This is a genomic window from Haloarcula halophila, assembly GCF_029278565.1.
Classification (GTDB): domain Archaea; phylum Halobacteriota; class Halobacteria; order Halobacteriales; family Haloarculaceae; genus Haloarcula; species Haloarcula halophila.
Map to the genome: position 1 here is coordinate 1,991,042 of NZ_CP119559.1, position 23,561 is coordinate 2,014,602.

30 protein-coding genes are annotated in these 23,561 nt (G+C 66.5%); 19 read left to right on the forward strand and 11 right to left on the reverse strand.

All coding sequences use genetic code 11. The annotated features are described in order from the left end of the window. Positions 1-34: 34 nt before the first annotated feature. The gene (locus P0204_RS10565; protein WP_276178964.1) at positions 35-208 is read left to right on the forward strand and encodes a DUF5786 family protein; all 174 of its coding nucleotides are present in this window, start codon (positions 35-37) and stop codon (positions 206-208) included. Here P0204_RS10565 and P0204_RS10570 read toward each other — a convergent pair. The 3 genes from P0204_RS10570 to P0204_RS10580 form a co-directional block, all read right to left on the reverse strand. Continuing rightward, on the reverse strand, positions 195-929 hold the full coding sequence (locus P0204_RS10570; RefSeq protein ID WP_276178966.1) for a DUF7530 family protein: 735 nt from the start codon (positions 927-929) through the stop codon (positions 195-197). The two genes, P0204_RS10565 and P0204_RS10570, sit on opposite strands and share 14 nt — an antisense overlap. After that, a complete protein-coding gene (locus P0204_RS10575) occupies positions 926-1,861 on the reverse strand; it encodes an NAD(P)H-binding protein (protein WP_276178968.1) in 936 nt (311 codons plus the stop codon). Before P0204_RS10575 ends, P0204_RS10570 begins: the two co-directional genes overlap by 4 nt. A 68-nt stretch (positions 1,862-1,929) precedes the next feature. Next, positions 1,930-2,535 (reverse strand): class I SAM-dependent methyltransferase, encoded by a 606-nt coding sequence (locus P0204_RS10580; RefSeq protein ID WP_276178970.1) that lies wholly within the window; start codon positions 2,533-2,535, stop codon positions 1,930-1,932. An 86-nt stretch (positions 2,536-2,621) separates the two neighbouring features. Here P0204_RS10580 and P0204_RS10585 point away from each other — a divergent pair, with 86 nt between their 5' ends. Further along, on the forward strand, positions 2,622-2,831 hold the full coding sequence (locus tag P0204_RS10585; protein WP_276178972.1) for a DUF7561 family protein: 210 nt from the start codon (positions 2,622-2,624) through the stop codon (positions 2,829-2,831). A 111-nt stretch (positions 2,832-2,942) separates the two neighbouring features. On the opposite strand, the gene P0204_RS10590 is transcribed toward P0204_RS10585, so the two are convergent. Continuing rightward, positions 2,943-3,137, reverse strand: a complete 195-nt coding sequence (locus tag P0204_RS10590) for a cold-shock protein (RefSeq protein WP_276178974.1) — start codon at positions 3,135-3,137, stop codon at positions 2,943-2,945. Positions 3,138-3,383: 246 nt separating this feature from the next. Between P0204_RS10590 and P0204_RS10595 the strand changes: the two genes are divergently transcribed. Beyond that, positions 3,384-5,111: a helicase C-terminal domain-containing protein gene (locus tag P0204_RS10595; RefSeq protein WP_276178976.1), complete on the forward strand. Its 1,728-nt coding sequence runs from the start codon at positions 3,384-3,386 to the stop codon at positions 5,109-5,111. A gap of 161 nt (positions 5,112-5,272) precedes the next feature. Here the strand turns inward: P0204_RS10595 and P0204_RS10600 are convergent, their stop codons facing one another. Further along, positions 5,273-6,361 (reverse strand): class I SAM-dependent methyltransferase, encoded by a 1,089-nt coding sequence (locus tag P0204_RS10600; RefSeq protein WP_276178978.1) that lies wholly within the window; start codon positions 6,359-6,361, stop codon positions 5,273-5,275. Next, positions 6,354-7,478 carry a 60S ribosomal export protein NMD3 gene (locus P0204_RS10605; protein ID WP_276178981.1) on the reverse strand — a complete coding sequence of 375 codons (1,125 nt, stop codon included), beginning with the start codon at positions 7,476-7,478 and terminating at the stop codon, positions 6,354-6,356. The genes P0204_RS10600 and P0204_RS10605 overlap by 8 nt, the downstream gene beginning before the upstream one ends. 139 nt (positions 7,479-7,617) lie before the next feature. Between P0204_RS10605 and P0204_RS10610 the strand changes: the two genes are divergently transcribed. From P0204_RS10610 to P0204_RS10640, 7 genes are all read left to right on the forward strand, one after another. Next, positions 7,618-9,783 carry a histidine kinase N-terminal 7TM domain-containing protein gene (locus P0204_RS10610; RefSeq protein ID WP_276178983.1) on the forward strand — a complete coding sequence of 722 codons (2,166 nt, stop codon included), beginning with the start codon at positions 7,618-7,620 and terminating at the stop codon, positions 9,781-9,783. Positions 9,784-9,894: 111 nt separating this feature from the next. Then, positions 9,895-10,146, forward strand: coding sequence for a hypothetical protein (locus P0204_RS10615; RefSeq protein WP_276178985.1), 252 nt, complete (start codon positions 9,895-9,897; stop codon positions 10,144-10,146). 35 nt (positions 10,147-10,181) lie between these two features. After that, entirely contained in the window at positions 10,182-11,063 is an 882-nt protein-coding gene (gene htpX / locus P0204_RS10620) for a zinc metalloprotease HtpX (RefSeq protein ID WP_276178987.1), read from the forward strand. A 62-nt stretch (positions 11,064-11,125) separates the two neighbouring features. Next, entirely contained in the window at positions 11,126-11,743 is a 618-nt protein-coding gene (pspAB, locus tag P0204_RS10625; protein ID WP_276178989.1) for a PspA-associated protein PspAB, read from the forward strand. 1 nt (position 11,744) lies between these two features. Next, positions 11,745-12,185, forward strand: coding sequence for a hypothetical protein (locus P0204_RS10630; RefSeq protein WP_276178992.1), 441 nt, complete (start codon positions 11,745-11,747; stop codon positions 12,183-12,185). A gap of 133 nt (positions 12,186-12,318) precedes the next feature. Continuing rightward, positions 12,319-13,365 carry a DNA repair and recombination protein RadA gene (gene radA, locus P0204_RS10635; protein WP_276178995.1) on the forward strand — a complete coding sequence of 349 codons (1,047 nt, stop codon included), beginning with the start codon at positions 12,319-12,321 and terminating at the stop codon, positions 13,363-13,365. Positions 13,366-13,415: 50 nt separating this feature from the next. Then, positions 13,416-14,453 (forward strand): PAS domain-containing sensor histidine kinase, encoded by a 1,038-nt coding sequence (locus P0204_RS10640; RefSeq protein ID WP_276178997.1) that lies wholly within the window; start codon positions 13,416-13,418, stop codon positions 14,451-14,453. 301 nt (positions 14,454-14,754) lie between these two features. Here the strand turns inward: P0204_RS10640 and P0204_RS10645 are convergent, their stop codons facing one another. Next, positions 14,755-15,807 (reverse strand): aldo/keto reductase, encoded by a 1,053-nt coding sequence (locus P0204_RS10645; RefSeq protein ID WP_276178999.1) that lies wholly within the window; start codon positions 15,805-15,807, stop codon positions 14,755-14,757. Between the two features lie 25 nt (positions 15,808-15,832). After that, positions 15,833-16,849: a CPBP family intramembrane glutamic endopeptidase gene (locus P0204_RS10650; protein WP_276179001.1), complete on the reverse strand. Its 1,017-nt coding sequence runs from the start codon at positions 16,847-16,849 to the stop codon at positions 15,833-15,835. 141 nt (positions 16,850-16,990) lie between these two features. On the opposite strand from P0204_RS10650, the gene P0204_RS10655 reads away from it, so the two are divergent. The 5 genes from P0204_RS10655 to P0204_RS10675 all read left to right on the forward strand — a co-directional run bounded on the left by P0204_RS10655 (position 16,991) and on the right by P0204_RS10675 (position 20,134). Next, positions 16,991-17,890, forward strand: a complete 900-nt coding sequence (locus P0204_RS10655; RefSeq protein ID WP_276179003.1) for an acyltransferase — start codon at positions 16,991-16,993, stop codon at positions 17,888-17,890. 76 nt (positions 17,891-17,966) lie between these two features. Then, positions 17,967-18,230 (forward strand): DUF7577 domain-containing protein, encoded by a 264-nt coding sequence (locus P0204_RS10660; protein ID WP_276179005.1) that lies wholly within the window; start codon positions 17,967-17,969, stop codon positions 18,228-18,230. 30 nt (positions 18,231-18,260) lie between these two features. After that, entirely contained in the window at positions 18,261-18,980 is a 720-nt protein-coding gene (locus P0204_RS10665) for an Nmad3 family putative nucleotide modification protein (protein ID WP_276179007.1), read from the forward strand. Positions 18,981-19,040: 60 nt separating this feature from the next. Beyond that, positions 19,041-19,727: an RAD55 family ATPase gene (locus P0204_RS10670; RefSeq protein WP_276179009.1), complete on the forward strand. Its 687-nt coding sequence runs from the start codon at positions 19,041-19,043 to the stop codon at positions 19,725-19,727. Continuing rightward, positions 19,724-20,134 (forward strand): DUF8057 family protein, encoded by a 411-nt coding sequence (locus P0204_RS10675; protein ID WP_276179011.1) that lies wholly within the window; start codon positions 19,724-19,726, stop codon positions 20,132-20,134. Before P0204_RS10670 ends, P0204_RS10675 begins: the two co-directional genes overlap by 4 nt. 13 nt (positions 20,135-20,147) lie before the next feature. Here the strand turns inward: P0204_RS10675 and P0204_RS10680 are convergent, their stop codons facing one another. After that, positions 20,148-20,675, reverse strand: a complete 528-nt coding sequence (locus tag P0204_RS10680) for an HTH domain-containing protein (RefSeq protein ID WP_276179013.1) — start codon at positions 20,673-20,675, stop codon at positions 20,148-20,150. A 112-nt stretch (positions 20,676-20,787) separates the two neighbouring features. Here P0204_RS10680 and P0204_RS10685 point away from each other — a divergent pair, with 112 nt between their 5' ends. Beyond that, positions 20,788-21,024, forward strand: coding sequence for a DUF7120 family protein (locus P0204_RS10685; protein ID WP_276179015.1), 237 nt, complete (start codon positions 20,788-20,790; stop codon positions 21,022-21,024). 39 nt (positions 21,025-21,063) lie between these two features. On the opposite strand, the gene P0204_RS10690 is transcribed toward P0204_RS10685, so the two are convergent. Continuing rightward, complete coding sequence (locus P0204_RS10690) at positions 21,064-21,351, reverse strand: DUF5789 family protein (RefSeq protein WP_276179017.1); 288 nt, start codon at positions 21,349-21,351, stop codon at positions 21,064-21,066. 149 nt (positions 21,352-21,500) lie between these two features. On the opposite strand from P0204_RS10690, the gene P0204_RS10695 reads away from it, so the two are divergent. The 3 genes from P0204_RS10695 to P0204_RS10705 are packed head-to-tail and all read left to right on the forward strand — an operon-like array spanning position 21,501 to position 23,007. Continuing rightward, a complete protein-coding gene (locus P0204_RS10695) occupies positions 21,501-22,277 on the forward strand; it encodes a PHP domain-containing protein (RefSeq protein WP_276179019.1) in 777 nt (258 codons plus the stop codon). Between the two features lie 54 nt (positions 22,278-22,331). Beyond that, the gene (locus P0204_RS10700) at positions 22,332-22,496 is read left to right on the forward strand and encodes a DUF6757 family protein (protein WP_276179021.1); all 165 of its coding nucleotides are present in this window, start codon (positions 22,332-22,334) and stop codon (positions 22,494-22,496) included. A gap of 43 nt (positions 22,497-22,539) precedes the next feature. Next, positions 22,540-23,007: a cupin domain-containing protein gene (locus P0204_RS10705; RefSeq protein ID WP_276179023.1), complete on the forward strand. Its 468-nt coding sequence runs from the start codon at positions 22,540-22,542 to the stop codon at positions 23,005-23,007. Here the strand turns inward: P0204_RS10705 and P0204_RS10710 are convergent. Next, a complete protein-coding gene (locus tag P0204_RS10710) occupies positions 23,004-23,513 on the reverse strand; it encodes a hypothetical protein (protein ID WP_276179025.1) in 510 nt (169 codons plus the stop codon). The two genes, P0204_RS10705 and P0204_RS10710, sit on opposite strands and share 4 nt — an antisense overlap. Positions 23,514-23,561: the final 48 nt, after the last annotated feature.

Below are 23,561 nucleotides of genomic sequence, written 5' to 3' on the forward strand. Positions count from 1 at the left end.
AGGTACTAGTTCACAAGGTTGAGTGTGGTAAGCTATGTCGATGGGAGCGTATGACGACGACGAACACGAACGCCGTGAGCGCAAGAACAACGAGGTCGACCTCTCGGAGGACGACGACCGGACAGCGTATCACGGGTCCGTCGAGTACGACTCCGGGGAGTCGACGGAGGAACTCCTCGATCAGTTCAAGCAGATCAACTCGGACTAGCGTCTACGGTTCTGGACCTGACTCGTAACAGCAGTACCGACAGGCCCGTCACGACCGTCACTGCCGTCACGTGTGCGAGCAGCGCCGCCAGTAACACGGGGTAGTTCAGCACGAACGGGACCAACACGAGTTGGAGGATGCCGAACCCGAGCGTCTCCAGGTCCGCCCGCTGGAAGACGCGCGCGGTCTGTGGGTCGAACTGGTAGCGCGCCGACCGCCAGAGGCCGGTGACGCTGGCCCACCAACCCGTGCCGATGCGGTAGCTCACGTCCCAGAGAATGAGCAACATCAGGTAGACGACCAGAACCGGCGGTTCCTCGCCGAACAGGTCGGTGACGATCGGGTTCTGGCTCATCTGTGGGTCGAACACGAACAGGTGGGTCAGCATCGCGATGTAGGCGAGTACCGACAACACTACCTCGACGTTCGAGGAGAACAACAGCGCCTGGTAGGTCTCGGGGACGTCGATCCGTCGGACGAGCGTACTGATCCGGAGCATCTCGACGCTGCCGATGGAGGCGACGATGACCACCGCGGTCCCCGCGATCGCCGCCGGCCAGACGTCGTAGTACCAGGACAACGCGACGATACCGACCTCGAAGATCGAGAGCTGTATCGCCACGGCTGCCCACGTAGGGACTTCTATCCCCGGCAGCGCGCCGACGATGCTTTCGTACACCCAGGTCTCGCCGTAGACTGGACGCGGGTCGCCACGGCTCATCGACTCTCACCGCCGGCAGCGACAGTCCGCTGTGGCGTCGGCCCCCCCGTCCAGTCGGCGTTCGCTCGTCTGACCGCCTCATCGAAGGGGGTCAGATCGACGGGGACCGCGTCGTGGATCCGCGTCTCGTCGGCGACGACCGGTGTCTTCAGGCCGTCGACGAGCGGTCGGGCGACCGCTGTCGGGACATCCGTCAGGTACCCGACCACGTAGGCGGCGATACCGGGGGTGAACAGCGGTACCGGGACGATCCGTGGAGCCGTCCCGCCGAGGAGGTCGCCGGTCCGTCGGAGGATCTCCGCGTAACTCATCACCTCCGGCCCGCCGATCTCGTAGGTCTCCCCGGCCGTTTCGGACGCGTCGAGGACACCGACGAGATAGGCGACTACGTCGTCGATAGCGATGGGGTGACAGTCGGTCCGGACCCACTTGGGTGCAAGCAGTACCGGGAATTGGGTCGCAAGCGCGCGAATGATCCGGAAACTGGCGCTGCCCTCGCCGACGACGATCGCCGCACGCAACACCGTCAGGTCGTAGTCGCCGGCGGCCAGTAGCCGTTCGACCTCCCGTCGGGAGGCGAGATGCGCCGAGAGGCCGTCCTCGCCGCCCAGCCCGCCGAGATAGACGACCCGATCGACGCCGGCGTCCTCGGCCGCCGAGCGGAAGTTCCGGGCCGCTCGGCGGTCCCGGTCGGCGTAGTCCGCGCCGGCGCGCATCGAGTGGACCAGGTAGTACGCGGCCTCGACCCCCTCCAGCGCCTGCTCGAAACTGCCCGGCTCCAGCAGATCGCCGGTGGCGACATCGACCCCAGCCGGTGGGTCGTACCCCGTGGGGTCACGGACGAGCACGCGGACGTCGTGGCCGGCCCGACGCAGTCTGTCGACGAGGCGTCCGCCGACGAAGCCTGTCGCACCGGTGACCAGGACGTGCATACAGCCACACGGGCCGGAAGCGGGTTAAAAGGTCGGCTGTCGTGTGCCACGGCCACAGGCGGACCGTCTCAGCCCTGCTCGGCGACCAACACGCCGACCTGGTCGCTGACTAGCTCGACGGCAGTCAGCGCGTAGCCCGCGTCGGTGAACGCGTCGGCCAACACGCCGACCGTCGCCGGGTCGTCGACCTCGGGGCTGTAGAAGGGGTCTTCGGGGTTCGGTTCGCCGAAGAACATCACGTCGCCGAGGACGATCCGCCGGGGCTCCAGGCCGGCGATGACGTCGATGGCCTCGCGTTTCTCGTCGTCACTCAGATGGTGCATCGCGAAGTTCGAGGTGACGACGTCGACCGACGCCTCGACGTTTGGCTCGCGGAACCGCCCCTCGCCGAAACTGACTGTCTCGACGCCCTGCTCGTCGGCCTTCTCGCGGGCCTGTTCGAGCATCCCCTCGCTGATGTCACGGCCGATCACGCGCCGGGCGTCGGGCGCGAGACCGAAGGCGATGGCGCCGGTGCCGGCTCCCAGATCCAGCACCACGTCGTCGCCGTCGGGGGCGGCGTGTTCGACGACCAGGTCCGCACAGGCCCGGTACTCCGGGGAGTCCTGGCTCTCGTCGTAGTCGGCGGCGTGATCAGAGAACCGCTCGGCGTGTTCGTCGATGGACTTCTTCATGGACGCGGCTTCGCGCGGGTCGGTGAAGTACGTCCCGGTGCACTGCCCGGGGAAAGACATTCACGGGGCTCGTCCCAAGTGGGGGTATGGCATCCCAGCCCTGTGACGGCTGTGGCACCGAGGTGTCGATCGGCGGCGGTATCACCGGCATCTGGGCCAGCAAGAGCCAGCCCACCGAAGGGATCATCCTGGAACTGGCCGACGACACCGAACAGTTCCTGTGTTACGACTGTATCGACCGGCTACCCGACGACCGCGAGGTCACGGCCGACGACGTGGCCGCCCTTGACGAGTAGCGTGGCTGCCGACGGTTCGGGAACTCGACGCGACCACAGCGCAGTCGCTCGTCGGGTAGCTTCGAAGAAAACGCTTCAGACGTGACCGCCGGCTGGCGGTCCGAAATCAGCTTAGTTGCGGACGACGTTGGTCGCGCGCGGACCTTTGTCAGCCTGTTCGATGTCGAATTCGATCTCCTGTCCCTCTTCGAGGTCCGGGCCGCCAACGTCTTCCATGTGGAAGAAAACGTCCTCGTCCGCGTCCTCAGTCTCGATGAAACCGTAACCGCCAGTGTCGTTGAAGAAATCAACAGTTCCTTGCGCCATTTCAAATAACTGTACAGCCGGACGGGGGATAAGGGTTCTGAGAGTACCGCTCACACGACCGTGTGTATGTCACCACTGCCCACGAACGGTGGGGAGACGCCCCACTGGCTGCGGCGACAGCGGAGCGGTGACGCTTCCGGAGCCGATCAGTCGGGCGATCCGGGCACACGGGACGCCGTGCTCCTGGCTCTGTGCGCCGGCGACCGACAGGAAAGGTTTACGCCGACCCTGACCCTGACTCCTGTCGTGTACCCCGCGCGGATTCACGACGAGTTTCCCGCCCCCAGCTACCGCGGGAACCAGAAGCAGGCCCTCGCGGACATCCGCGCGGCGTTCGAAGCCGGCAACGACATCGTCCTCGTGCGCGCGCCGACCGGTAGCGGCAAGTCCCTGTTGGCCCGGGCGATCGCCGGCTGTGCCCGCACGGCCGGGGAGGCCGCTCCCGAACAGGTCTGTGACGCCTACTACACGACGCCACAGGTCTCCCAACTGGACGACGTGGCCGAGGACCCCTTGCTGTCGGATCTGTCGGTGATCCGCGGGAAGAACAACTACGACTGCATCCTCCCCGGGGAGACCGACACCCCGGTGAACCAGGCCCCCTGCGTTCGGGAACGGGAGTTCGACTGCCAGGTCAAACACCGCTGTCCGTACTTCTCGGACCGCGCCATCGCCTCGAACCGCCGGATCGCCGCGATGACGCTGGCGTATTTCATGCAGACCGCCGGCAGCGACGTCTTCGGCAAGCGCGACGTGGTCGTCGTCGACGAGGCCCACGGGCTGGGCGACTGGGCCGAGATGTACGCGACGATCGATCTCTCGCCCGGGACCATCCCGTTGTGGGACGATATCGAGGTTCCCGACCTCGACGGACTGGACGAGGCCGTCTCCCTCGCCGAACGCGTCGAACACGTCGCCGAACGCCGCGTGAAGGAACTTCGGGGCAACGCCGAACTCTCGCCCGACGAGGTGGCCGAACGGGACTCGCTGAACACGCTCCGGCAGGACCTCCAGTGGTTCCAGGAGGACTACCGGGACACGGACAGCGCGACCACCTGGGTCGTCGACCAGCCCGACGGCGCGGGCGGCGCGGTGACGATCAAACCGATGAACCCCGAGCGGTACCTCAAACACACCGTCTGGGACCGCGGCAACCGCTTTGCCCTCCTGTCGGCGACGATCCTCAACAAGGCGGCCTTCTGTGCGAACGTCGGCCTCGACCCCGAGAACGTCGCGCTCGTCGAGGTCGGCCACACGTTCCCCGTCGAGAACCGGCCGCTGTACGACGTGACCCAGGGGAAGATGACCTACGAACACCGCGAGGAGACCCTGCCCGACATCGCCCGGACGATCGTCCGGATCATGGCCGCCCACCCCGACGAGAAGGGGTTGGTCCACTGTCACTCCTATGCCATCCAGGAGCGTCTGCGCGAGTTGCTCGACGACTTCGGCGTCGGCGCTCGCGTCCGCGACCACGACAAGGACGGGCGGGACGCGGCCCTCTCGGCCTGGAAACGTAGCGACAACCCCGACTGTTTCCTCTCGGTGAAGATGGAGGAGGCCCTCGACCTGGAGGGCGAGCTGTGTCGCTGGCAAGTCATCTGCAAGGCACCGTACCCGAACACGCGGGACTCGCGGGTCGCCCGCCGGCTGGAGGACGACCAGTGGGGCTGGTACTACCGGACCGCGCTCCGGACGGTCATCCAGGCGTGTGGCCGGGTCGTCCGTGCGCCCGACGACTACGGGGAGACGTATCTGGCGGACTCGTCGCTGGTGGACGTGTTCGACCGGGCGAGCCACGACACGCCCGACTGGTTCGCGGCACAGGTCTCCCGGCTGTCGACACCGGACCTCCCGCGGTTCGATCCCGACGGGGCGTTGTCGGGTGTCAGCGCGGGGACGAAGCGGCGGCGCGATCGCTCACAGTCGCGGTCGGGCGACGGGAGCCATCCCCTCTCGGACGTCTGGGACTAGAAGGCAAACGAGATCCCGTAGACGATCCCCGAGCCGACCATCAACAGGGTCAGGAAGATCGCCATGATCTGCTGTCGATCCATACGGCCCATTGACTGCTGGGGCAATTAGGCGTTACGCACCGTCTATCGACCGAGCAGGTTCGGATCGACACGGCCGAATCAGTCGATGCGTGCGTCCACGACGACGTGGGCGACGCCCTCGCTGTAGCCTTTCACGCGGCGGGTGTCAAGCACCTCGACTGATCGGCCGGCCTCGGCGGCCGCCGATTCCAGGCGCTCGATGGGCCGGTCGAAGACAAGCGCCTCCGGCGTCGCCTCGTGCATGTGGAGGACACCGCCGGGTGCGAGTGCCGTCAGCGCGCTGTCCAGATACTCCCAGGCCTCGTAGTAGCCCATCACGACGCGGTCGACACGCTGTTCGGTGGCGAACCCGGAGACGACCTCCCGACAGTCCGCCCGGTAGGGATGGACCCGCTCGCTCACGTCGTTGAGCATCGTGTTCTCGACGAGAAAGCGGAAGGCGGTCGGGTTCCGTTCGACCGCCGTCACCGTCGCCCCCGCCCGGGCCATCGGCAGCGTGAAGTAGCCGATGCCGGCGAACATATCCAACACGTGCTCGTCGGTGTCGCTCGCGGCGTCACCGCTGGCCTGCCCCTCGCTGACGACCTCGCCCATCCGGGCGCGCTCGGCTTTGTTTCCGTGCGAGAACATCACTTCCGCGAGGTCCATCGAATACCGCGTGCCGTGTTCAGTGTGGATCGTCTCGGTGTCGCCCGTGCCCGCGATGACTTCCACGTCGGGTTCGCGGTGGTCGCCGTCGATGCCGTGGCGGGCCAGGACGGTGTCGGCCTCGCCGTGGAGGGCCAGGAGTGCCTCGCCGACCTCCGCCGGTCGGGGACTGTCGCCGATGTCGACGAGGACGACGCTGCCGATGACCGCCCACGACGACGGGGCCTGTTCGCACTCGGCGTCGGTCCAGCCCCGCTCCCGGAGGTGGTCGGCCAGCGTCCGTACACGTGGCTCCCCGACCTGCCGGACCACCTCGCGGTACGTGACCGACTGTGGCGGGTCGGTCACCGGGATCGCGACGCTGTCGGCTTCCCACTCCCGGACGCTCCGGTCGGCGTCGTAGACGCCCTCCGCCCGCAACTGCTCGATGACTGTCTGGCTCCGGGGCTTCGCGACGACGACGGCCAGTGCGTCGGCCCCTTCGCCCGCGCTGTCGGTCCTGCCCTGCTCGTCACTCATCGTCGTCCCGTTCGGGCAGTACGTGTAGCCCCGATCGGCTCTTGAGGACGGTGACGGTGTCGGCGTCGGTATCGAGATACTCCGGTCGAGGGACGGTCACACTCTCGAAGGTCTCCGGATCGAGCACCTGGACGGCGTGGGCGTCCTCGACGGCGACCAGGGTCGTCTCCTCACCGTCCTCGCGGAAGCCCAGCCGCGTCGCGTCGGGGGCTTCACCGTCCTCGAAACTGGCCTCGTACGCCGCGCCGGTCGCCAGGCGGACGCCCTTGAGGTTCCCCTGGACCGACCGCACCAGGACGGGGCCGTCGCCGTCCTCGGGGTCGATGACCTCCCCCTGGCGATAGCGGGGGAGGCGGACGGCGTAGGTCACCCGGTAGAGGCGCTGGCCGTCCTCGTCCTCGCTGATGAGCCGTTTCGAGTCCGTGTACGACCCGCCCAGTTGCGCGGTGATGCGCTTGGCGATGCCGTGACCCATCTGCGTCGTCGAGATCTTCATGTTCAGCCCCTCGTCGACGGTGCTGGTCTCCGTGATGAAGGCGTTGCGGTCGCCGGTGTCCTCGCGGGCCGCGATGTACTCCTCGGCGATGGTCTCGGCCCGTTCGAGTTCCTCGTCGGTCGGGTTCCGGCCGTCCCCTCGAACCTGGACGACGCTGGCGAAGGAGCCGCCGGCGATCTTCCCGCAGCGCTCGCAGGTCTGCCGGGAGATCTTGACGGGGACCACCACCTCCTCGGTGACCGGTGTCTCCCGTATGACACCGGAGAACTCCGCGTGCATCCGGATCGTGTTCTTGTCGACCTGTTCGGGGGCGACCTGCCAGGCGACCGACTGGGCGTCGATGTGGACGCCCAGCGCCTCGCTGACCTGATCGACGGCCACGTCGGTGTAGTCCTCGGCACCCACGTCGACCCAGCGGTTCCCCTTGTGGACCGCGCCACACCGCGAGCAGACCCGCACCTCGATGCGGTCGGGCGCGTCCACGAGATCGAACTCCTCGAAGTAACAGGCGTCACACAGCACGCTATCCGGATCGCGCTGGTCGGCCGCGCTCGGCCGCTCACCGGCCCGCTCCGGGATCTCGTCGCCACAGCGCGGACAGAACTCTCCCGACCGACTCATTGTGCGTTCGTAGACGCGTGGGTCGTTTAAGCAGTGCGTTTGCGGCCCCAGGCGATCCGGCCGGATAGGTTAAGTCATTCAGCTCACATGTGTGTGTCATGGGATCACAGTCTCTCGGTGGCTGTGTCGGTGGTGGGCAATGATACTCACGTCCGTCGTCCACGTCGGCTTGCTCGCGCTCTCGGTGGTGACGACGACCGGCCTGGCGGGCTACGCGTGGCGACACCGGTACGAGCACGGCGCGACGGCGTTTCTCGGGTTGATGATCGGGTTCTCCGTCTCCTCCGCTACGCACCTGATCGGACTCCTGACGACTGACCTCGGGTGGCGGCTGTTCTGGGAGTACCTCCAGTGGACCGGGACCGCGGTGGTCCCGGTGTTCTGGTTCCTGTTCGCACTGACCTACACCGGCTACGACGAGGTGATCGACCGACGGACCGTCGCCGTCCTCGCGGCCGTCCCGGCGGTGACGATCGTCCTGACGTGGACGAACCACTGGCACGGGCTCATGTGGGCCGAGAACGCCCTGGTCGTCGTCGACGGGCTGGCGATACTCGAACAGACCTTCGGGCCGTGGTTCTGGGTCTACACGGTTTCGATGTACGCTCTCACCGTCGCCGGCGGGGTCCTGCTGGTGCGGCTCGTGTGGGTCTCCAACCATCTCTACGCCGATCAGGCGATCCTGGTTGTCCTGGGGGTGGCCGCGCCGATCGTCGCCGGCGGCCTCTCCGTGCTGTCGGTAACGCCGATCCGGAACCCGCCGCTGGACATGACGCCGTATTCGTTCGTCGTCACCGGGGCGGCTTTCGGCTACGCGCTGTTTCGTCACCGGCTGTTCGACCTGGTGCCGGCGACCCGCCAACTCGGGCGGAGTGCGGTCATCCAGCACCTCGAGGACGGTGTCGTCATCGTCGACACGGAGCGGCAGGTGCTGTATCTCAACCCGACCGCCGCGGAGCTGTTCGACTGTACGCCGTCGGCGGTCCTCGGCCGCCCGGTCCGCTCGCTCGTCGACGACGCGGCCATCGACTTCGAGGCTGAGGACGCGCTGGCGGAGGTCGAACTCGATGACGGCGTCTACGAGGTACGGACCTCGCCGATCCGGGACCGACACGGTCGGCTGACCGGCCACACACTCGTCGTCCACGACATCACCGCCCGGACGCGCCGCGAGCGACGGCTCGAACGGCTGGACGAGCTCAATACCGCGGTCCGGGGAGTCCACCGGGCGCTGGTCGACGCTGACGGGGACGACGACATCACGCGGGCAGTCTGCCGACGGCTCGTCGACACGGGGCTCTACCGGGCGGCGTGTGCCGCGGATCTCGCGACCTGGAACGGCGACGCCGACCGCTGGACCGTCGCCGGCACGGACGGGAAGCCACCGACACTTCCCGATGCTATTCCGACCGAGACCGACGGCGGGGGAACGATTGCGGCCGCCGACCCGGACGGCCAGCGGGACGCCTGGACGGTCGTCCCACTGGTCTACGGCTCGACCGTCTACGGGGCGCTTGCCCTCCAGTCCTCGCGTGCTAACGGGGCGATTACCGACCGGGAACGGGACGTGCTGTCGGAACTGGGGGAACTCATCGGGTACGCCCTCGACGCCGCCGAGAACCGTCGCCTGCTGAGCGCCGACTCGGTCGTCGAACTGACCTTCCACAGCGAGGACACCGACGGGACGTTGCTCCAGGCTGCTCGGCAGACGGCGTGTCGGATCGAACTCGACGGACTGGTCCCGAACGTCACTGCGGGCCATCTGGCCTATCTCCGCACCGACGGCGACCCCGACGCGGTCGCGGCGGCGCTCGCTGATCTCGGTGCCGCCCGGACCCGGACGGTCAGTGCCGACGACGGACTGCTCGAAGTCACGCTTCCCGAGGGGACACTCGTCGCCGCCCTCGTCGACGACGGTGCACACGTTCTGGAGGTCACAGTCGAGGAGGCGGCGACCGAGGCCGTCGTCGAGGTCGCGACCGACACCGACATCCGGGACCTCGTGGATCGACTCACGTCGGCGTTCCCGGCGACACGGCTGGACGCGAAACGGCGGCGTGACAGTCCGACCGTCCCCGAGGCCGGCCTCTCCGGCGAGGCTGTGGCGGATCTCACTGACCGTCAGCGGGAGGTACTGGAGACCGCCTACCGCGCCGGCTACTTCGACTGGCCCCGGGAGTCGACGGCCGAGGAAGTCGCCGACACGCTGGATATCACTGCGCCGACGGTACACGCCCACCTCCGGAAGGCCGAACGGACGCTGTTTGCCGACCTCTTCGCTCGGAAGCCAGAGCGTCGGGAGTGACGGTCAATCGGTCGATCGCCACGACGAAATCGGGGTTCCCCGGACGAGTATCGTCGGCACTACACAGTTGGCGACGACGTATTTGTCGACACTCCGTCGTCGACAGGGACGATGGTATCCGACGACGACACAAAGACGGTGAACCGGCGGACGCTCCTGTGGACCGCTGCCACGCTGTCGGTGGCCGGGCTCGCCGGGCGTTCGACATCGACACCCTTCGGTGACCTCGATGCGAGCGGTGGTGGGGACGGTGGTACCACACAGACGCCGGCACCGGTGACGAGAACGGTTTCGGTCGTGGACGGGGTTGGTGTCGCACACAGATTCCTGTGGCCCCGGCTGTGTTGGCTTCTCTCACGATAGCGGGGTTTTAGAGTGTCGACCGCCTACGCCCGTCTATGCAGTGGAAAACGGACTGGGGACTCCGGGGACGGATGGTCCTGACGATGTTCTTGCTGTTCGTGCTGTACATCGTCTTCATCGGGCTCCTCAGTCTCTACTTCACGCGGCTCTCCTCGATCGTCCTCGTCATGGCGCTGTTCATGGGCGCACAGTTCTTCTTCAGCGACAAACTGGCGCTGTACTCGATGGGTGCCCGCGAGGTCGACCCCGACGAGTACCCCGAACTCCACCGGGCGGTCGAACGCCTCTCCCAGCAGGCCGACCTCCCGAAACCGAAAGTCGCCGTCGCCGACTCGCGGGTCCCCAACGCCTTCGCTACGGGCCGTTCACAGAAGAGCGCGGCCGTCTGCGTGACGACGGGGATCATGAACACGCTCGATCAGGAGGAACTGGAGGGAGTCATCGCCCACGAACTCGCTCACGTCAAGAACCGCGACGTGATGGTGATGACCATCGCCTCGTTCCTCTCGACGATCGCCTTCCTCATCGTCCGCTGGGGCTGGCTGTTCGCCGGCGGCCGTGACCGGGGCGGCCAGCAGGCCGCGCCGGTGATCGTCGCGATTCTGGCCTCGCTCGTGGTCTGGGTGATCTCGTTCCTGCTCATCCGGGCGCTCTCCCGGTACCGGGAGTACGCCGCCGACCGCGGGGCTGCGGTCATCACGGGCAAGCCCTCGGCGCTGGCGACCGCGCTCATGAAGATCGACAGCGGCATGGAAAAAGTCCCCAAGGACGACCTCCGCAGTGAGGCCGAGATGAACGCCTTCTTCATCATCCCGATCCGGAGTGGCTGGCTGGGACGACTGTTCAGTACCCACCCCTCGACCGAGAAGCGGATCGACCGCCTGCGCGACCTCGAACGGGAACTGGAAGGGCGCTAGAGCCGGGTCCCGCGTTCGATGTGGACGAAAACCCCCTTATCCCCGGCAACCGAGGTAGCGGTATGGGACTGCTCGACGGACTCAAAAGCGTCCTCGGCGTGAAAGCCGAGGCCGACGCCACCCGCGAGGCCGATCCCGACGACCTGTTCGGGATGTCGACGGCCTACATCACGATGGAGGCGGACCTGGGCTACGAGGCGACCGGGGACGCCGCGCTCTGTTTCGGTGACGTCGACAGCACGGACTTCCGGGACGCCAAACAGGAGGTCCGGGAGATCTTAGACGCCGGTGCCCGGGAGACCGGCACCGAGGTCGAGTTCACGGCGGACGACCACGGCTACCAGTGGGTCGTCCTCCACGACGACGACTTCGAGGATCTGGTCACCTCGATCCACTTCGCCGCGGACACGCTCATCGAGCGCCGCTACGGATCGCGGCTGCTCGCGGCGCTGTTCGGCTTCGAGAGCGACCGGAACTTCGACCCGGTCTACTGGGTGTACTCGTTCCGCCGCGGGGCCTACTACCCGTTCGCCCCGGACCCGGACCGTGACCACGAACGGGATACCACCGCGGAGTTCAAACTGGAGAGCAACCTCGACGGGGAACTCACCGTCGAGGCCGACAAGGAGTACTGGTATCCGCTGTGGCCCGACCGAGTCGGGAACCACCCGTGGGAGTGAGATGAGCGACGCGAGCCCCACGGTCTACGACCACCTCCGCCCGACGACGGCCGACTATCCGGCGGGTATCTATCGAGTCGTCGGTGTCGGCGACGAGGTCACGCTCCTGCGCGTGAGCGACGCCGACGGGCGGCGGGCGAACACCGGCGCAGTCGTGACCGTCCCCGCCGACTCGCTCGCGGGCTTCGAGCGGGCCGAGAATCCCGACGGGGACCGGCGACCGACCGCCATCGTCCGGTCGTCGCTCGACAACCTCTACTGGTCGGCACGGGCGTTCGTCCGGACGCTGGCGAAGCAGCCGCTCCTGTCGGCCGGCGCGCTCGCGCTCTTGCTCGCCGGCGAGTTCGGACAGGACCTCCTCTCGCTGACGGGGCTCCAGGCCGGCGCGCTCATCGTCGTCGGCGGCCTCGCCCTGATCTACGTCGGGAGCGGTCGGCTCTGAGGCCGCCGGTCGAACTCCTCTTTCCTTCTAAACCTCCCGATATCGATCCGACCGATCGGGGTTCCGTCCGGCTGTTTCACTTTCACTCCCCTGTTAACGTGGGTTTATGTGCCACCGGGCGCAACCCACGTCCATGTCCGCAAGTGAGGACCTCGAAGACCTGCCCGGCGTCGGCCCGGCGACAGCAGAGAAACTCAAAGACAACGGCTTCGACTCCTACCAGGGGATCGCCGTCGCCTCCCCCGGCGAACTGTCGAACACGGCCGACATCGGCGAGTCGTCGGCCGCCGACATCATCAACGCGGCCCGCGAGGCCGCCGATATCGGCGGGTTCGAGACCGGCTCGACGGTGCTGGAACGGCGCGAACAGATCGGCAAGCTCTCGTGGGGCGTCGACGAGGTCGACGACCTGCTTGGTGGCGGCGTCGAGACCCAGTCGATCACCGAAGTGTACGGCGAGTTCGGGGCCGGCAAGTCCCAGGTGACCCACCAGCTGGCCGTCAACGTCCAGCTCCCGGCCGAACACGGCGGGTTGGAGGGCAGCGCCATCTTCATCGACTCCGAGGATACGTTCCGCCCCGAACGGATCGAACAGATGGTCGACGGCCTGGACGACGCGGTCATCGAGGACACGATGGTCTTCCACGGCATCGCCGAGGAAGGCGAGGCCGACGCCACGGACGAGGCGCTGTTCGACGCGCTCGTCGACTCCGTCCTCGAGAAGATCCACGTCGCGAAGGCGTTCAACTCCAACCACCAGATCCTGCTGGCCGAGAAGGCCCAGGAGATCGCCAGCGAGACCCAGGAAGACGAGTTCCCGGTGCGCCTGCTCGCCGTCGACTCTCTGACGGCCCACTTCCGAGCGGAGTACGTCGGCCGCGGGGAACTCGCCGAACGCCAGCAGAAACTCAACAAACACCTCCACGACCTGATGCGCGTCGGTGACCTCAACAACACCGCCGTCGTCGTCACCAACCAGGTCGCCTCCAACCCCGACTCGTTCTTCGGTGACCCGACCCAGCCCATCGGCGGGAACATCCTGGGTCACACGTCGACGTTCCGGATGTACCTCCGGAAGTCCAAGGGGAACAAACGCATCGTCAAACTGGTCGACGCGCCGAACCTCCCGGACGGCGAGGGCGTCATGCGCGTCGAGGAAGGCGGCCTGATGAACGAGTAAGGTCGTCGGCAGCCAGGTGCTATTTTTACTTCTGGTGTGTATGGGCACGTGTGAGCGACGACCTGGGAACAGCTGATCGGCTTGCAGCGGCAGTGTTCGACGAGATACCCGATCAGCTTGCGGTCCTGGACGCCGACGGAACGATCCTGGCGACGAACCGATCCTGGCGAGAGTTCGGGCTCGACAACGGACTCGAAGTGGGTGGTGACATGGTCGGGGTCGACTACCTCGACGTCTGCCGGCGCTCCGACGACGAGACGGCGACCGCCGCCGTCGAGGGGATCGAGGCGGTCGTCGACGGCGGGATGACGGAGTTCTCCTTCGAGTATCCCTGTCACTCCCCGGACAAACAACTGTGGTTCAGGATGCGTGTGACGGCCTTTACCTTCGACGAGGAGGAACGCGTCCTCATCAGTCACACTGATATCACCGACCGTCACCTGGCTGAACAGGAGGTCAGCGACCGCAACGACACGCTGGAGCTGGTCGCGGGTATCCTCAGCCACGACCTCCAGAACCCGCTGTCGGTAGCGCTCGCCCGTTCCGAGATGGTCGAGGACGACGCGCACGCGCCGGTGATCGAGCGCTCGCTCGAACGGATGAAAGACATCATCGACGACGCGCTCCTGATTGCCCGCAAGAGCGACCTCGACACGCTCGAACCCGTCGACCTCGAAACCTGTGGCTGGGCCGCCTGGTCCCACGTCACGACCGATGCCGGGACGCTCCAGGTCGAATCGGATGCGACGATCATGGCCGACGCGTCACTGCTGACGCAACTCCTGGAGAACCTCTTCCGGAACGCGCTCGACCACGCCGGCCCGGACGTGACCGTTACGCTTAGCCACCACGAGGACGGCTTCGCCGTGAGCGACGACGGACCCGGCGTGCCACCCGACGAGCGCGAGCAGATCCTCGAAGACGGGTTCACCACGGACAAACAGGGCGGTGGCACCGGACTGGGGCTCACGATCGTCCAACAGGTCGCGGAGGCCCATGGCTGGGAACTCCAGGTCGGTCAGAGCCCCGATGGGGGTGCGACGTTCTCCCTCACTGGCGTGGCGCGCGTCCCGGCGACAGAGACGTGACCGTGTGACCCGTCCCCGAACCCCTTCGTTTCATCTCGAACCGGTCGCCGTCCGGCGTCTTTCGTCCGTCTGACGCACCGGAGTGAAAGTAGTCATCATGGGAGGAAACCGCAGGACGGCGGTACATCTCCTGACGAAACAAGGGGGTTATCGACGAGAACCGGGAGACGTGACGGGGATCAGACGAGTTGAGTGCGAGTCGCGTCTCGCCTGCAGATTCCGGTCGCGGCGGGCACAGCGGCTCGGGTGTCAGCCACCACTCCCTGCCGGGTGTCGCGGGCCGGCGATGGACCGTCCTCGGTTAGTCGCCCGCCGATTTCATCCCGGTTCCCTCCAGGTCTTCGCCGCCGACAGAGGACCGCAGGGCGTCCATCCCGTCGTCGCGGTCGATGCCGAAGTTGTCGGCGGACAGTTCCTGGACCCGGTCGAACTCCGCGTCGCTGAGCGGCGGGGTATCGGGCGCGCCGGCCCACTCGTCGATGTCGGCGGTCGTCCGGAACGTCGGCGTGACCGAGGCCACCTCGTCGTGGGCCAGCAGCCACTGGATGGCGGCCTGGCCCATCGTGCGCTCGCCGTCACGTTCCAAGAACCGGATGGACTCTACTTTCTCCCAGCCGGTCTCGTACCACTCGTCGGGCCGGTGGGCGCGGTGGTCACCCTTCCCCAGTTCGGTCTCGGGCGTGACCTGCTCGTTCAACAGTCCCGAGGAGTGGGGGACCCGAGCGATGATCGAGGTGTCGGCCCCGTGTTCGCGGATCGTCTCGACGAAGTGTCGACCCGGCGTCTGCTCGAAGAGGTTGAAGACGGTCTGGAGAGCGTCGAACTCGTTGGCGACGGCGGCGTCGCCCTCGGCCAACCAGCCGATCGAAGGGCCGAGCGCCCAGCCGATGGCCTCGACTTTCCCCTGTTCGCGGAGTTCGTCCAGGGCTTCGAGAACGTCCTCGTCGACCTCCTCGACGTTGGCGTTGTGGAGCATCAGCAGGTCGACGTACTCCATGTCCAGGCGCTCCAGCGAGCGGTCGGTCGCCGTGTGGATCCACTCGGGGGTAACCTTCTTGGGGAGTTCGCCGTGGCCGGCCTGTGGGTTGTTGTAGAAGTCGTAGCCGATCTTCGTACTGACGGCCACCTCGTCCCGGCGGTCGGCGAGTGCCTCGCCGACGATCTCCTCGCTGTCACCGTGGCCGTAGACGTCTCCAGTATCGAAGTAGCTCACGCCCTGCTCGACGGCGTGGTCGATCATCGCGACGGCGTCCTCGCGTGTCCGGTCGCCCCACCAGTCGGTTCCGACGACCCAGGCACCGAAACCGACCTGGGAGACCTCGACGTCAGTCGTCCCGAGCGTGTCGTATTTCATAGCCGGGCGTTGGGCCGCAGGACACTTATCGCTCGTGGTTCTCCCGGATCGCGTACCGCAGCGTCGGGATCGCGATGGCCTCGCGGACGGCGACGTCGCCGTACTCCCGGCCGACCCACCAGGCGAGTGCAAGCGTCCCGAGCAGGAGGCCGACGAGCGCGATCAGCCCGCCCTCGGGGCCGAACGAACCGCCGGTCAGGACCGCCGAACCGGTCGCCCGCGTCCCGACCAGCGCCGCGCCCGTCCGCAGGCCGCTGACCGGGAACCCGTACAGCCCGAGGGTGAAGTTCCAGGCGACGTGGAACCCACAGGCGATCCCCAGCCGCCCAGTCAGGACGTAACACCCGCCCAGGAGGACACCGTACAGCGTGATGTTCGCGACGCTGAGCAGCGAGGAACTGGGGTTGGCCGCGTGCAGGACCCCGAACAGGACGCCGGTCGCGACCGTCGTGACGACGACCGCGCGCCACTTCCCGAGGGTCCCGGCCAGTCCCTCGGCAGCGTTGGTCAGCAGGTAGCCCCGGACGACGATCTCCTCGGCGGAGGCCTGGACGATGAAAAACAACCCGAGGAGCGCGAGCCGCTCGACCGCTCCCAGCGGCCCGAACGCGAAGGTGTCGGAGGGGCCGGTCACGAGGAGACCGGTCACCGTCAGGAGGCCGGTCGCGAGTTGCCCGAGGAGAAACAGTGTCGGGAGTCCGATCCCCAGCCCGAGGCCGAAGGCGGCGTCACGCCACCACTGGCGGTCGAACCCCAGCCCGTAGTCCGAGAGGTGGCGCCGGTCGAGCAGATAGCCGACACCGACCGCGATGGCGGTGAGCCCGGCGTAGACGGCGATCTGTCGGACAGCGACGTAGGTCGCCCGGAGTCCCGGACCGAACGAAGCCGGATTCACCAGCTGTGAGAGGGTGCCGGCGAAGACGATCGCACCGAACGCGGCCACGAAGAACCAGAGGACGACCCGCCAGAGCGCCCGCAAGCGCTTCTCGCGTGGGTTGATCATGTAGCCGCGGATCTCCATGATGAAATCCGACCTGACCATACCGGGTGGTCGGTCGCCCGGCTCTTATACTGTCGGCAGAAACGCCGAGAAACTGTGTGAGACGCTGTCGTAACACCGGTGTCACCGGGTACCGAACTGGTAACGGAAACCCATATCTGCGACCGTACCGATTGCTCGTCTATGACGAAACGCCACGTCTCGCTGCCGCCGGCCGCCGAGGAGGGGCTCCGGAGTTTCATCCAGGAGGTCGACGAGCGACTGTCGAGCGAGGAGGATACCTGCGACGTGGTCACCGACGTCCTGGTCGATCTCCACGGTGATCGGGACGCCTACGAGCGCTGGCAGTCCGGCGGCGACGTCTCGCCGGCCGAACGCGTTCGACTCCAGGGATACGACCCGTGTAACACCACACTGGAGAGCGAGTACTACGCGGAGAAAGACGAGGAGAAGTTCAAACGCTCGAAACACCTCCAGTGGCTCTGGCGCCAGTTCGACGCCACCCCGATGGCCGACAACGTCGAGTTCGCCCTGCGGTTCCGGCGGATGCTCGCCGACCACCTCTTCGAGTCCTGTGGCGACGACTGCCGCTTTTTCAAGGGGATCTCTTTCACCTACGGCCACAACATCGAGGTCGGCGACAACGTCGTCATCCACGACGACGTCCACCTCGACGACCGCGGAAAGCTCACCATCGGCGATCGGGTCTCGATTTCGGACGACACACACGTCTACAGCCACGACCACGACGCGGTCGACCAGACTCATATCGACAACTTCCACACGATCATCGAGGACGACGTACGCCTGACCTACGACTCGATGGTCCGGGCCGGTGTCCGTGTCGGCGAGAACGCGATCCTGGCCGCCAAATCGATCGCCGGCAAGGACATCCCCGCCCACCACATCGCCGCCGGCACGCCCGCGAAGTCGATTGCGGTCAAAGACGGGTGGGAGTCCGTCGCAGCCCCCCTCGACGACGCCAACGTCGATCGTCGCAGCGACCGGGAACTCGACTACGACCTCCCGGACAACCTCGACGTCTTCGACGAGTTCCAGCGCGATCTGACGCCGCCGGAGTGACCCGTCCCCCGTCTGAGTATCATATCTGATATTCAGGGCCGAACACCGAAGTGATCGCCGCCCGTTCTATCGTGGTATGCAACTGTGGGGCTGGCTCATCGCGTACGTGGTCACGTTCGGGCTCGTGCAACTCCTCCTGTACCACTACTTCCAGCACCGCGGTACGTCGAGTGAGTCCCCCGAGTCGACGCCGGCCGGCGCCGGTCACGGAAGCGCCCCGGTCGAACCGGAGGGGGGATCGGTGTCGGGCGAGGTTGTGCCCTGCCCCGAGTGTGGGACCCGCAACGACGGCCACCGGATGATCCGGTACTGCCGGTCCTGTGCGGCCTCGCTCCAATAGGCACTTGCTCGACCGTCCCGAACTACGCCCATGCGCAGCGTCGCCATCAACGTCGGGGCCAACACCAACGAACCCGGCTTCCGCGGTCCCGTGTTCCCCGACGGCTCCTTCGAGTATATCCCGATTCCCGAGTCCGAGCCGACGGCCGAACCCGTCCCGACCTACGCCGACCTCGACCTGGAGACGGACGTCTCCGCGGTCGCCGACCGGCCGGTCCACTTCGACCCGGAGTTCCCCGAAGCCGGCGGTGACCGCTATACCTACGGTGACGAACACGGGGTGAAAGCCGGGCCGCTCTCGGAACTGTCGGCCGGCGACTACCTCTTCTTCTACGCGACGCTCTCGACGGTCGGCGAGGGGGCGGTCTGGGCACCGCCCGAGTGGGGTGCTTACGTCGTCGGTCACTTCTGTCTGGCCCGTGACGCGGTGACCGGCGAGGGCTACCGGGAGCTGTCCGCCGAGGAACAGGCCGTCTTCGACTCCAACGCCCACGTCAAACGTGAGTCCGTCGACGCCCGGGTCCTCGTGTTGGGGGACCCGGCGGCGTCGCAACTCTACGAGACGGTCGTCCCGCTCTCGACACCCGACGGCGGCACCGAGGCGAACCACCTCGTCACGGACCTGTCCTCGGACTCGGGGAAGGGGCCGTGGTGGCGTCGTCCCATGCGGTTCGACGAAGCCGGCACCGAGCGACTGTTGGCGCTGGCGACTGCTCCGCCGGCGAGCGCAGCAGGTGAAACAGGCGAATGAGTTATCACCACTGAGAACAGAACGTGAAAGCATATGCCGAAACGTGCTCAGACTGGAGGTATGCGCATCTCCAGCGGTGTCCCCGGATTCGACGAACTCGTCGAAGGGGGGCTCTTGACCGACCGCCTGTACGTCGTCAGCGGCCCTCCAGGGAGCGGAAAGACGACGTTCTGCTCGCAGTTTATCACACAAGGGGCGAAGGAAGGGGACTCCTGTCTCTACGTGACGATGCACGAGACGAAGACCGAACTGATGCAGGACATGTCGGGCTACGAGTTCGGGTTCGACCGGGCGATCCAGTCCGACGCCGTCCAGTTTCTCAACCTCGTGACCGAGAACGGTAAACGGACGATCACACAGTTCGGCTCGGAGGGTGGGTTGACCAACCGACTCGTCGCCTACATCAGACAGAACGACATCGAACGGGTCGTCATCGACTCGACGATGCTCCTCCAGCATTTCATGAACGACGTCGGCGACGAGATCACCGGGTTTCTCTCGGCGCTGAAACAGACCGAGGCGACGACGCTGCTCATCTCGGAGATGACCGATCCCTCCTCGTACAGCGACGAACACTACCTCGCCCACGGGGTCATCTTCTTCCACAACTTCTTGGAAGGCGGTAGCATGATACGAGGCCTCCAGGTGATCAAGATGCGTGGGACTGCCATCGACTGTGACATCCGCCAGATCCAGTTCTCGGACGAGGGCCTGCGGGTCCTGCCCGACCAGAAGGTCGAGTCATGAGCCGCTATGCGCGCGAGTTCGACACCGACTGGGAGACCATCGACAAGGACGAGGCGACCGAGCGCGCCTACGCTATCGGTGTCGCCGAGCGACTCGGCGAGTACAACCGTGAGGAACTCGAGCGCATCTACGCCGAGATGGGATCGGCCTACCAGAAGAGTCTGGTCGAACTGGCCTACGACGAGGGCCGCAACGAGGCAGCGGAGATCGCGGAGACCACCGACGCCGACGGGACTGCCGTCTGGGAGGATCTGGTCAACGGCGAGAAGAGCTATATCGCCGAGGACGAGATGCCGACCGGCGGCCGGGACGGCCTTCCGGAAGCACTCGAACCCTCGGAACTGCTCGACAGGCAGGAGGTCGACAGCACCGAGCGCGTCGACAAACCCAACTTTCTGGACCGCTGAGACGGACGGCCGTTCACTCCGGGGGTTCGACCGGCGCTTCTAGCTGGGCGATATCCACGACGAGTTGGTTGTTCGTCGCGTCGACGGCGACGACCGTCCCGGCGACGACGAGTCCCGCGACCGGGGTCGGACCGAGCGCGACGGCCTGCCCGACGCTGAACTGCGAGACGGGGTCCTGCAGGTGGACCCGCGCCTGGCACTTCTCGGGGTGGTGGACCCCGGTCAGGTTGATCTCCTCGACCGTGACGTCGACGCGCTCGAAGTCGTGGGCCAGCGTCACTGATTCGGCGTCGTCCATCGAATCGCGCCCGATCGCCTCGTAAGCCAGTTCGGTCGGCTTGTATCCGCCACTGGGTCCGGAGACGCTCTCGACCAGACCCAGCGCTGCGAGGCTCTGCATCTGGTTCTGGACGGTACCGAGGTTGCGGTCGATCTCGTCGGCGATGACGCGGCCCTTCACCGGCCCGTCGGCTGACTGGTGCCTGTTGACCAGCGTCGTGAGCGTGCGCTGTTGACTGCCGGTCAACTCGATCTGGACCATATCGTCTGTTCCACGAGTAGGCACTTATACTGTGGGCTCGGAGAAACACCTGTGACTGTTCCGCCCCCGATGGGAACAGGAGTTATATACCAGAGTCGATAAGCCGGCCACTGTGAGCAAAGTCAAGGTGTCACTGTCGGACCAGACTGTGACCGACATCGAACGGCTCGTCGAACAGGGAGAGTTCATCAATCAGGACCAGGCCATCGAAGACCTCCTCAAGCGTGGGGTCTCGGCCTACAACACGACCGAGGAGTCGACGGAGTCCGAACTGGACGATCAGATGTTCGGCCAGACTGCCGCCGACCAGCAGGACCCGGCCATGCAGGACGACGACTACGGGTTCTGATACCGTCGACGAAAAACGAGTGCTGGGGCCGCAGCGGCGTCAGAACGAGACCTGATCGGGGCCGTCTTCGCCCATCGCGACGGGATCACGGTCCGAGTACCCCTTGCGCCCGATCGCCTTGCTGGAGACCGCCGAGTACGTCGCCAGCCGCGCCTCTTCGGGCGTCTCGTAGGTCTCGGAGGTGAGACGACCCAACGCGTCCGCCAAGGTCTCGGTCCCGTTCGGTAGCTCCAGTGTGGTGTCCCCGACGGCTTCGATGAGTTCCTCGGTCGTCAGCGGGTAGGTCTGTGCATCGTACGACTCGGTCGCCTCGGCTAGCATCCGCATACATCCCGGAAGTTAACGGAAGATAATAAACCTTCACCATTTATAATCATAATACTCCTTAATGCGTATAATGCACGCACGTCGTGTGTGGACAGATCACGCACGGAGCATGTCGAAGGGTCTTCCTGCCCGGCGGAACTGTCGTCTGTATGGTTGTCGCGGATCTCCACGTCCATACCACGCGCTCCGACGGGACACTCACGCTGGCGACGCTTCCGGAGGCTGCCCGGGCCGCCGGCGTCGAGGCGGTCGCCGTCACCGACCACGACCGACTCAACCCCGATCTCGACGGTCCAGTGACCGATCGGGACGGACTGACGATCGTCCACGGGATCGAACTCCGCGTCGACGCCGGCGATCAGCGATTGGATCTGCTGGGGTACGGTGTCGACCCGACCGACGACCTCCGGGAGGCGTGTGCGACCATCCAGCAGAACCGCCGCGAGCGTGGCCGACAGATCATCGAGTGCGTCGAGGACCGACTGGGCGTGCCACTCCCGGTCGAACCACGTGACGGTCTCGGTCGGCCACACATCGCACGCGCCATCGCAGAGGTCAGCGACTACGGCTACGGGGAGGCCTTCGAGGAACTCATCGGGAACGACTGCCCCTGTTTCGTCGCCCGCGAGATCCCGTCGTTCGAGCGCGGCCGGGACCTGCTCGCGGATGCCTGTGGGCTCGTCGGGCTGGCTCACCCGTTCCGCTACGAGGACACCGAGGCCGCACTGGCCCGCTGTGCGTCCGTCGACGCCGTCGAGCGGTGGTACCCCTACGACGACGCCGTCGACACCGAGCGGATCGAGCGCGCCGTCGACCGCTACGACCTCGTCCCGACCGGCGGTAGCGACGCCCACGGCGAGACCGTCGGGGGCGCGGGACTCGACGACCGGGCCTGGCAGCGGGTCCGGCGTGCCCTCGGTGTCTGACGGGTGGCGCACGGAATCCGAGGGTTCAATGTGGGCCGGCTACTACCGGTGGGTATGCAGTGTCACTACTGTGACGACGAGGCCGACATCGCCGTCGAGAAAGACGGTCTGAAGGTCGGTGTCTGTAAGACCCACTTCCGCGAGCAGATGGCGGAACTGGAAGACGCCGACTGGATGGACGAACTCGACGAGCAACTCGACATCGACCGGCGGGAGTAACCGGGCCGCCAACGCTTTCCTTTCGGCGGCGACACCCCCGCGTATGCGAAAGTGTTCTCTCGACGACGCCGAGACGCGCATTGGACCGGCAGCGATCAAACGCCCGCTGACAGACCCGCTCGGTATCGAGAACGCGGCACTGAACTACTACGAACTCGCACCCGGCGACGCCTTTGGCTTCGGGTACCACCGTCACGCCGACCAGGAGGAAGTGTTCTACGTCCAGCGTGGGACCGTGACCTTCGAGACCGAAGCCGGGTCGGTCACCGTCAGCGCGGACGAGGCGGTTCGCTTCGGGCCGGGCGAGTGGCAAGTGGGCCGCAACGAGGGCGAGGAACGCGTCGTCGCGCTGGCGATGGGCGCACCCCGCGACGCCGGCGAGACGGAGATGCGCCGCGAGTGTCCCGACTGTGGCGAGCGGACACCCAACCGGATCGAGTTCGCCGACGACCGGGAGGCGCTGGTCACGCTGTGTGCGGACTGTGGCGCCGAAACCGGTCGATTCACCTAACCGCGACAGCTCGTCGCGAGCGCCGTCGAGTCGTTGGCACCGATCGTCAACCGCGCCTCGACTGTGGTCGCGTCGGGGTGACACTGGAACCGGGTCCAGAGTTGCATCCGATCGTCGCCGGTCGTCCGCCGGACGACGAGCCAGAGCATCGAACCACCGGTCTCGTCCCGAAGCTGCGTCCCGATCCCGCTGTTGGCCGGAACTCGGAACTCCTCGCTCGTGAGGTTCGCCCCGACCAGACGCACGTCGACGACCGAGCCCAGCGACGACGGGCCGGACTCGGTCAACACGGTCGGCGAACGCCGCTGGACGGTTCCGTTGGCGTAGACGACGTCGACGCCGGTCGGCGCTTCGGGTGCGATGGAGACGCGCACGTCGTAGGGCTCGGCTGCCTGGTTGTCGACCGACAGCGAGATCGGCTGACCCGGCGCTGTCGGTTGGCCGCCGAAGCCGAGACAGCCGGCCGAGAGACAGCACAGCGCCACCACGAGCGGCAGCCGGTCCATACCCGACGGTCGGTTCGCAGCCGCAAAACCCTGTGGGCGAACGTCAGC